Below are 9,161 nucleotides of genomic sequence, written 5' to 3' on the forward strand. Positions count from 1 at the left end.
GTTCCTGGAGATCAGCCGGGTACCCGGAATCCCCGCCTCGGGCGCCGCACGACGATCCGACGTCTCGCCGGGCGAGGTCGAACCCGAGACACTCTGGCCGAAAACGATATGACTGTGAGCCATAACCATGACTCACAGTCATACGCGTCTCGGGACTTCTCTTCTGCCGGGCCGGTCGCGGACCGTGGCCATGGCGTGCGACCCGCCCATGGGTGCGCAGGACACCCGCGAGAACGGCGAAGGGCCCCGGAGAGAACTCCGGGGCCCTTCGTCACGAGTAGCGGGGACAGGATTTGAACCTGCGACCTCTGGGTTATGAGCCCAGCGAGCTACCGAGCTGCTCCACCCCGCGTCGGCTCGATAACCGTAGCGCACCGACCCGGGGAGGCGCAAAACGGGTACCCAGTCAGGGCGAAAAACGCCCGGTCCGGGATCGTGGTCGGGAGTCCGTTTGACGACACGAGCCCGTGGTCCGGTTGACCGTTGCGGTCCCGGACCACGGGCTCGTGGTGTCAGTTCGGCGTCAGTTGCCCGGTGACGGCGCGGGTGACGTCGGCGCCGGTGGCGAGACGCTGCCCGACGGCGCCGGGTTGCCCGAGCCGTTCGCCGCGGCCTGGGCCTGCTGGAACGCGCTCATCGCCTCGTCCAGCGCCTTCAGCGCACGTCCGTACCGCTCGAAGTCGCCGGACGCCTGCGCGGCCTTGACCTCGCCGATCGCGGTCTGTACCCGGGCGGCCGCCTGGGCCAGCTCCCCGCTCATCGGCGGCGTGTTGTTGTCACCCCCGGTCGGCGACGGCGACGGCGTGGGCGTCGGGTTGTCGTCGGTGCTGGGCGGCGGGTTGTTGTTCGGTGCCCGCTTGCCCTGCTCGACGAGCTGCTTGATGCCGTCGCCGAGGTTGTTGGCGAGCACCACGTACGAGCCGCCGTCACCGTAGGAGAGCAGCACCTTCTGCAACAGCGGGTACGCGTCCTGGCTGCTGCTCTTCACGTACACCGGCTCGACGTAGAGCATGCCGTCGGCGAACGGCAGCGACAGCAGGTTGCCGTACTGCACCTGCGCCTGGTTGGAGGAGAGCAGGTTCAGCTGCTGCCGAATGTCGCCGTTGTTGGTCATCTGCTGGTGCACCTGCGTCGGACCGGAGATCCGGGTCTGGTCCGGCAGCTCCAGCACCTCCAGCTTCGGCTGCCCGTCGACGTACGACCCGGAGACCAGCGCCGCGAGGTTCTGCCGGCCGTTCGGGGTCACCGCCGAGGTCAGCTGGAAGCGTGGCCCGTCCTGCCCGGGGAACTGGGTGAACAGGTAGTACGGCGGCTGCTTCTGCCCGCTGTCCGGCGCGTCCGGCACGTTCGGCACCTGCCAGAAGTCCTGGCCGGAGTAGAAGTCGCCGGGGTCGGTGACGTGGAACTTGGTCAGCAGGTTGCGCTGCACCTTGAACAGGTCGGCCGGGTAGCGGAAGTGCTCGGCCAGCTCGGCCGGGATGTCGCCCTTGGGCAGCACCAGGTCCCCGCCGAACGCCTTGTTCCACGCCTTGAGCACCGGGTCGGTGTCGTCGTACGAGTAGAGCTTGACCGTGCCGTCGTACGCGTCGACAGTCGCCTTCACCGAGTTGCGGATGTAGTTGACGTTCTCCCGGGCGAGCTGGAACGTGCCCCGGCCGGTCAGCTCGTCGGTCGTCTCGGCCTGGAGGTTGACCCGCTCGGCGTACGGGTAGGTCGCCGCCGTGGTGTAGCCGTCGATGATCCACAGGACGCGCCCGTTGACCACCGCCGGGTACGGGTCGCCGTCGAGCGTGAGGAACGGCGCGACCTTCTCCACCCGGTCGCGCGGGTTGCGCACGTACAGCAGCTTCGAGTTCTCGTTGACCGCCTCGGAGAGCAGGAAGTTCGACTCCTGCTCCTTGATCGCGTAGAGCAGCCGGCGCGGGAACGAGCCGATCTTGACGCCGCCCTCGCCGGTGTAGGTGTAGTACTGCTCACCGCCGGTGGAGGTGGGCCGGTCGAACTCGACGTTGCGGTCGCCGTTCTGCCCGACGATCGCGTAGTCACTCGCCTCCATCCGCTCGCCGTAGTAGATCCGCGGCTGCTGGGCCGGGATCTCCTCGGTCGGCGAGGAGCACGCCTCCTGCGCCTTCTCGCCGAGGTAGCCGGAGACGAAGTACGGCTGGCCGCCGCAGACCACCTGGTTCGCCGGGGCGGCCACCAGGCCGTACCCGTGGGTGTAGACGGTGTGGCGGTTGATCCAGTTGCTCTGCTGGTCGGTCAGCTCGCCGTAGTTGATCTCACGGACGCCGACCACGTAGTCGGAGGTCTTGTCCTTGACCGAGTACCTGTCGATGTCCAGCTTCGAACCGAAGTCGTAGAAGCCGCGGACCTGCTGCAGCTGCGTGTACGTCTCGGAGACGAGCTGCGGGTCGAGCAGCCGGATGTTCGACACCACCGAGGTGTCGGTGGCGAGGCTGGCGGGTGGAACGAGGTTGCTGGCCGCGTACGGTGTGGTCTTCGTGCCGTCGAGACCGAACGCGGACCTGGTGGCCTTGATGCTGCGTTCGATGTACGGCGCCTCCTTGTCCCGGGCGCTCGGCTTCACCTCGAACGTCTGCACGGCCCACGGGTAGATGCCGCCGATCGCCACCGCGGAGACGCCCAGCAGGGCCAGCGAGATGCCCGGCCAGACCAGGTTCCGCATGACCGCGTTGGAGAACACGATGATCGCCAGCGCCACCACGATCGAGATCCAGGCGAGGATCTCCTTCGCCGGGAGCAGCGCGTTCACGTCGGCGTAGCCGGCGCCGTAGAGCTTGGCGCCTTCGTTGTACTCCAGCAGCATGGCCCGCCGGTCCAGCACGTAGGCGACGGCCTTGAGCAGCACGAACACTGCGACCAGCGAGCTGAGGTGGGCGCGGGCGGCGTTCGTCATCCGGTCGCCGACGCCCTGGAGGCGTACGCCGCCGAAGATGTAGTGCACGGCGAGCGCGCCGAGCAGCGACAGCACCACGGCGGTGAAGCCGACGCCGAGCACGTAGCGCCAGAACGGCAGCTGGAAGACGTAGAAGCCGACGTCGACGCCGAACTCCGGGTCCTTCACGCCGAAGTCGCCGCCGTTGCGGAACAGCAGCCACTGGCCCCAGCGGCTCTGCGCGGAGAGGCCGGCGAACAGCCCGACGACGGTGGCGGCCAGCGCGATCCAGGTGCCGAGCCGGGGGCTCAGCAGCATCCGGTAGCGCTCCAGGGTGGCCTGCTCGGCCGAGTGCGGGCGCATCTTGGGCCGCAGCCGGTGGGCCAGCCAGAGGTTGCCGCCGACGAGCAGCGCCATGCCGGCGCCGACCACCAGGAACAGCAGCAGGCGGGTGGCGAGCACGCCGGTGAAGACCTGGGTGTAGCGGACCTCGTCGAACCACAGCCAGTCGGTCCAGGCGTTCACGCCCCACCCGAGGAGGGTGAACAAGATGAACACCCCGATCAGGACACCGATGGTGACGCGTCCGCGCCGGCTCATCCTCGGTAAGGGACTGCTACGCATGACCACTGTTGGCTCCGCACGCTCGATGTGATCGGCTCCGACCAGGCACCAAGAGTACGGGGTGTTCCTGAGCACGTCGGGTCAAGGTCACGTCACGATCCGCGCCGTGACCGCCGCCCGGCCCGCGTCAGCAGCGCGTCGGCTGTCCCCCGGCGCGCAGTGTCTCGAGTGCCGTCAATGCCTCACTCAGCGTGGCGACCTTCAGCAGCGGCAGGCCCGGCTGCGGGTTGCGGACCGCCTCCGCGCAGTTGTCGGCGGGCACCAGGAACGCCTTCGCGCCCGCGTCCTTGGCGCCGACCAGCTTCTGCGCGATGCCGCCGATCGGGCCGACGCGACCCTCGTCGTCGATGGTGCCGGTACCGGCGATGATCTTCCCGCCGGTGAGGTCGGCCGGCTCCAGCTTATCGATGATGCCGAGCGAGAACATCAGCCCGGCGCTCGGCCCGCCGATGTCACCGAGGTCGATCTTCAGGGTGAACGGGTGCGGCTGCTGCTGGTCGATCTCCACGCCGATGCGCGGCCGGCCGTCCTGCTCGCGGCTGGTCACCGTGGCCGTACCGGGGGTGCCGCCACGGGTGTAGCCGATCGTCAGCGCGGTGCCCGCCGGCTTCGCCCGGATCAGCTCGGTGAGCTTCGCCGCGCTCGTCACCGGCACCCCGTCGACCGATGTGACCACGTCGTCGGGGCGCAGCACGTCGACCGACGGGCCGCCCGGCGTGACCGCCTTGACCAGCACCTTGATCGGGTAGCCCAGCTCACGCAGCGCCGCCGTCTCGGCGCTGGTCTGCGAGTTCTGGAAGTCCTCCGCGTTGCGCTTCTCGACCTCCTCCTGCGACTCCCCCGGCGGGTAGACCAGCTCCCGCGGCACCACCGCCTCGTCCGAGGAGAACCATCCGGCAAGTGCCGACCGCAGCCGCACCGTCGGCTGCACACCGACTGTGGTGAGCCGGAGCTGACCGGCGGAGGTGGACGTCGCGCGGCCGGTCACCTGGATGACCTCCTTGCCGTCCTCGCTGCCCAGCGTGTTCACCGTCGGACCCGGGCCGAGCACCACGTACGGCAGCGGCACGCTCAGCACGCCGATGCTGAGCAGGGCGGTGAGCAGGGCACCGAGGAGGACGGTCACGCCGCGACGTCTCATGGGCCAGAGCGTACCGATCCGTCCCCTGCCATCCGGCGCGGTGACCGGCGGACTTCGCCCTCAGCGCAACGCCGAGTGGCACGACCTGCGGCGGGGCCCGCGTACCGTAGACGTCGTGCCTGATATTCCGTTCGGCTTCGCGCTCCCGGGTGGTCAACCACCAGACCCCAACGATCCCGCGGCGATGCAGCAGTTCATGTCGCAGTTGCAGCACCTGCTCTCGGCGCCGGGCAGCGGGCCGGTCAACTGGGACCTGGCCCGGCAGGTAGCCGCCAGCCAGCTCGCCGCCGCCGGCGACCCGGCGGTGTCGCCGTTCGAACGCAACGCGGTCGAGGAGGCGCTGCGCATCGCCGACCTGTGGCTGGAGCCGGCGACCTCGTGGCCCTCCGGCATCCGCACCTCGGTCGCCTGGAACCGCAACGAGTGGATCTTCAAGACGCTCGACGTGTGGCGCAAGCTCTGCGACCCGGTGGCCAGCCGGATGGTCGGCGCGATGGGCGACCTGGTGCCGCCGGAGGCCCGCGCCCAGCTCGGCCCGATGCAGTCGATGGTCGCCACGCTCGGCGGCGCCCTCTTCGGCGGCCAGCTCGGCCAGGCGCTCGGCTCGCTCGCCGCCGAGGTGCTCTCCGCCGGTGACATCGGCCTGCCGCTCGGCCCCGCCGGCACCGCCGCGCTCGTTCCCGCCAACATCAAGGTGTACGGCGAGGGCCTGGAACTGCCCGAGGACGAGGTACGCCTCTACGTGGCCCTGCGCGAGGCCGCCCACCAGCGGCTGTTCCAGCACGTGCCGTGGCTGCGCGGGCACGTGCTGACCGCGGTGGAGAACTACGCCGCGGGCATCCGGGTCAACCGGGAGGCGATCGAGGAGGCGATGGGCCGGGTCGACCCGACCGACCCGGAGTCGATGCAGGCGATCGCGCTGGAGGGCATCTTCACGCCCGAGGACACGCCCGCCCAGAAGGCGTCGCTGGCCCGGCTGGAGACCGTACTCGCCCTGGTCGAGGGCTGGGTCTGCCACGTCGTCGACAGCGCCGCCGGTGACCGCCTCCCCAACGTGGTACGCCTCGGCGAGGCGTTCCGCCGCCGCCGTGCCGCGGGTGGCCCGGCCGAGCAGACGTTCGCCGCGCTGGTCGGCCTCGAACTGCGGCCCCGCCGCCTGCGTGAGGCGACGGTGCTGTGGGCGGCGCTGACCGAGCACCGCGGCATCGCCGGGCGGGACGCGGTCTGGGGCCACCCGGATCTGCTGCCCTCCGACGACGACTTCGCCGCCCCGGAGGCGTTCGCCACGACGAGCACCGATCTCGACGACGAGCTGGCGAACTTCGACTTCTCCGCCCCCGGCGCCCCGGAGGAGAAGTCCCCCGGCGAGGACGACGACAAGCGCTGACGCGGCCTCTCACCGTCGATCTTGGAGTTGTGGCGCCCAGGATGTCCCGAGTGCGGCTTCCGTGAGGTGCCACAACTCCAAGATCGTCGAATCGGCGGCCTCGTGGGTGCGGCGTGCGGAGGGGGCGGCGTGGCGGGCGGGGTGTCAGACGGGGCGGCCGGACAGCAGGGCGCGCGTCGCCTCCCAGCCCTCGACGGCCGGATCGAGGGCGGCCAGGTCCGCGGGGCCGCGCATCCGGTGCCAGCCGGCGGTGACCGCCACGTCGCCCGGGCTCGGTGCCGCCCGCCGCACCTCGGCCGGCGCGGTCGCGTCCAGGTCCAGCGCCGGCAGCCATGCCGGTAGGGGCAGTCGCGCCGCCACTCCCAGCAGCCCGGTGCCGTCCCCCTCGACCGGGGCCACCGCCACCGGCCGGGTGGTGAGCGGCCGGAGCAGCTTGCCGAGCGTCAGCCCGGGCACGTCCGGCGCGTCCGCCGCCACCACCGCCACCTGGTCGTAGCCGCCCGCCCCGTCATCGCGGGCCGCCTGGTCGCCGATGATCGCCGCGAACACCGCGTTCGGTGTCGGCTCGGGCACCTCGTACACCTGGGTGCCGGGCCAGACCACCGCGTCGGCCAGCCATCGGTCGCGGGCGGTGACCGCGACGGCGGTCTCGACCTCGTTCAGCGTGGCGAGCAGGTCGACCACGTCCTCGGCGAGCGCGGTACGCCATCGCGCCGGATCGACTCCGGGCGGCGTCCACGTCACCGGGCCGAGCAGCGCCACCACCACACGTCGCGACATTCGCCGACCTTAACCCCACCCGCCGGAGTCCGTTCACGATCATGAGGTTGGCGGTGACGAAGCGGACGAAACGCCGGGCCAACTTCATGATCGACCGCGGTGGGCGGTGGTCAGGGGACGGCGGCGGTGGCTGCCACGCCCTCCAGGTAGCCGCGGGCGCGCTCCGACCTGGGGTAGCGGGCGACCAGCGCCCAGAAGTCGGCGTTGTGGCTGGGCACGATGAGGTGCGCCAGCTCGTGCAGCAGCACGTAGTCGATCACCCAGTCGGGCATGTCCTGGACCCGGTGCGAGATCCGGATGGTGCGGTCGGCGGGCGTGCAGGAGCCCCAGCGGCCGTTCTGGTTGGTCACCCAGCGGACGCTCGCCGGAGCGGCGGCCGACCCGTGTTCGGTCAGGTAGAGGTCGATCAGGCGGGTGGCGCGGGCGAGCAGTTCGGCGTCCGAGCGGGCCAGCCGGCCCTCACGGGCGGCGAGCCGGGCGAGCATCCGGTCGACCCACTCGCTCTCCTCGGCCCGGGAGAACTGGTCCGGGATCAGCACGACGACGCGCTCACCGTCCCGGTACGCGGACACCGTGCGCCGCCGACGCTGGCTGCGCCGCACCTCGACGACGGGCTTCCGCGTCACGGCCATTACCGGTCCGCGCAGCCTCGGTTGACTGTCACGATGGAAAGCTAATGCGTACTGACCAGGACTCCGCAAGAGTCAACACGACGACACGCGCCCGGAAAGTGGCGGTTGATTGTCAGGAGTCCGGAAAAAATTCTTTGCGACGGTAGCTGACCATCACCTGACCGGCCCTGTTCACGTTAAGTGATCTACGACGAGTGACAGTCGGCGGGGCCACCTGAAGCGGATCTGGGTGCATTCATCCGGCGTGTCCGCGCGAAACTGACTTATCCGACGTTACTCGGCATGCACACTCTCGACGTCGACTTGCTCACAGAGTCGGCGCACAGCTGACATGGAACTGCCCGTACCTGGGTAGGGTCCGCCAACCACGGTCAGGTGACTGACCGCGGAGAACCCCCCGGCGCCGGTGCCACGCGTGGGCCGCCGCAGGGAGACCGCCGGGACACCTCCGGCGGACGAGACGAGGAGGCTACCGTGGCCGACCAGGCCCAGACCTACAACGGTTACTGCGTGAAGTGCAAGGAGAAGCGGGACTTCGAGGGGCACGTGGAGGTCTCGAAGACCGGCATGAACATGGCCAAGGGCAAGTGCCCGGTGTGCGGCACAACAGTGAACCGCATCCTGGGCAAGGCCAAGGTCTGACCCGTACGGCAGACACCGGGGAGGGCGGCCGTCGGCCGCCCTCCCCGGTCGTGTAGCCGACAGAGTTACCGGCTAGTTGTGGAAAACCGGCGAGAACCTGTGGACAACGCTGGCCACGGCTCGCCGCACCTGTGGACAACGAGCGACGGAGCGCGCGGAGACGGTCACGATCAGTGGCGTGACCGACCCGACACCGCTCGTCCGTCCCGTCCTGCTCCCCGGCCTGACCCGGCTCTGGCGCGACCGGCACACGCTCCAGCTCGGCGAGCCGCCCGGCCGTGCGGTGCTGCTGGAGATGTCCTCGCCGGGGACGGCCCGCCTGCTCGACCTGCTCGACGGCACCCGCAGCGAACGCGCCGTGCTGGCCGAGGCGCGCGCCGCCCGGGTCCCGCCCGACGAGGCACGCGCCCTGTTCGACACGCTCCGGGACGCCGGGCTGGTGGTGCCGGCGCAGGCACTGCTCCCCCGTGACCTCGCCGGGACGACACGGGCCCGCCTGACCGCCGAGGCCACCGCGCTGGCGCTCGCGTCGCCCGACCTGCCCGGCACACCGGCCCGGTTACTGCGCCGCCGCCGCGACGCCCGGGTGCTGGTCACCGGCACCGGACGACTCGGCGCCGCGGTCACCGTCGCGCTGGCGCAGGCCGGCGTCGGGCACGTCGTACCCGATCTGGCCGGCCCGGTCGGCGCCGGTGACCTGGTCGGGACCGGCCTGACCGCCGCGGAGCTGGGCCGGCCGCTGGCCCTCGCGGTACGCGCGGCGCTGGAGCGGTGCGCGCCCGGAACGGTCACCGTCCCGTCGCGGGCGGCCCGGCCGGACCTGGTGGTGCAGCTCGGCGTCGACCGTCCGGCCGAGCTGCTGGCCACCGGGTACGCCCGCCGGCGCCAGCCGCACCTGCTGCTCGACCTGCGCGGCGGCGTACCGGTGATCGGCCCGCTGGTCCGCCCGCCCGTCGGTCCCTGCCTGCGCTGCCTCGACCTGCACCGGGGCGACCGGGATCCGGACTGGCCCGCGCTGGCCGCCCAGCTCGCCGCCGACCGGGGCGAGCGGGCCTGCGC

General features: G+C 71.1%; 7 protein-coding genes and 1 tRNA gene. 3 read left to right on the forward strand and 5 right to left on the reverse strand.

Annotation, left to right across the window (positions count from 1 at the left end; all coding sequences use genetic code 11):
* Nucleotides 1–278: 278 nt before the first annotated feature.
* From AC2CHG_RS04215 to AC2CHG_RS04225, 3 genes are all read right to left on the reverse strand, one after another.
* Nucleotides 279–352 (reverse strand) — tRNA-Met (locus tag AC2CHG_RS04215).
* 171 nt (nucleotides 353–523) lie between these two features.
* Nucleotides 524–3,520 (reverse strand): UPF0182 family membrane protein, encoded by a 2,997-nt coding sequence (locus tag AC2CHG_RS04220; protein WP_484524181.1) that lies wholly within the window; start codon nucleotides 3,518–3,520, stop codon nucleotides 524–526.
* Between the two features lie 127 nt (nucleotides 3,521–3,647).
* Complete coding sequence (locus AC2CHG_RS04225) at nucleotides 3,648–4,661, reverse strand: YlbL family protein (RefSeq protein ID WP_194800479.1); 1,014 nt, start codon at nucleotides 4,659–4,661, stop codon at nucleotides 3,648–3,650.
* A gap of 115 nt (nucleotides 4,662–4,776) precedes the next feature.
* Here AC2CHG_RS04225 and AC2CHG_RS04230 point away from each other — a divergent pair, with 115 nt between their 5' ends.
* Complete coding sequence (locus tag AC2CHG_RS04230; RefSeq protein ID WP_091423230.1) at nucleotides 4,777–6,048, forward strand: zinc-dependent metalloprotease; 1,272 nt, start codon at nucleotides 4,777–4,779, stop codon at nucleotides 6,046–6,048.
* Nucleotides 6,049–6,192: 144 nt separating this feature from the next.
* Here the strand turns inward: AC2CHG_RS04230 and AC2CHG_RS04235 are convergent, their stop codons facing one another.
* Both AC2CHG_RS04235 and AC2CHG_RS04240 read right to left on the reverse strand, forming a co-directional pair.
* On the reverse strand, nucleotides 6,193–6,828 hold the full coding sequence (locus AC2CHG_RS04235) for a hypothetical protein (RefSeq protein WP_484524182.1): 636 nt from the start codon (nucleotides 6,826–6,828) through the stop codon (nucleotides 6,193–6,195).
* Nucleotides 6,829–6,938: 110 nt separating this feature from the next.
* Complete coding sequence (locus tag AC2CHG_RS04240) at nucleotides 6,939–7,460, reverse strand: M48 metallopeptidase family protein (protein ID WP_262013965.1); 522 nt, start codon at nucleotides 7,458–7,460, stop codon at nucleotides 6,939–6,941.
* A 474-nt stretch (nucleotides 7,461–7,934) separates the two neighbouring features.
* Between AC2CHG_RS04240 and AC2CHG_RS04245 the strand changes: the two genes are divergently transcribed.
* Together AC2CHG_RS04245 and AC2CHG_RS04250 are read left to right on the forward strand one after the other, a co-directional pair.
* Nucleotides 7,935–8,102, forward strand: coding sequence for a DUF5679 domain-containing protein (locus AC2CHG_RS04245; RefSeq protein WP_007464795.1), 168 nt, complete (start codon nucleotides 7,935–7,937; stop codon nucleotides 8,100–8,102).
* 178 nt (nucleotides 8,103–8,280) lie between these two features.
* A partial coding sequence (locus tag AC2CHG_RS04250; RefSeq protein ID WP_484524183.1) for a hypothetical protein occupies nucleotides 8,281–9,161 on the forward strand: 881 nt, incomplete at its 3' end.

Source organism: Micromonospora sp. ATLC20 (genome assembly GCF_057196585.1).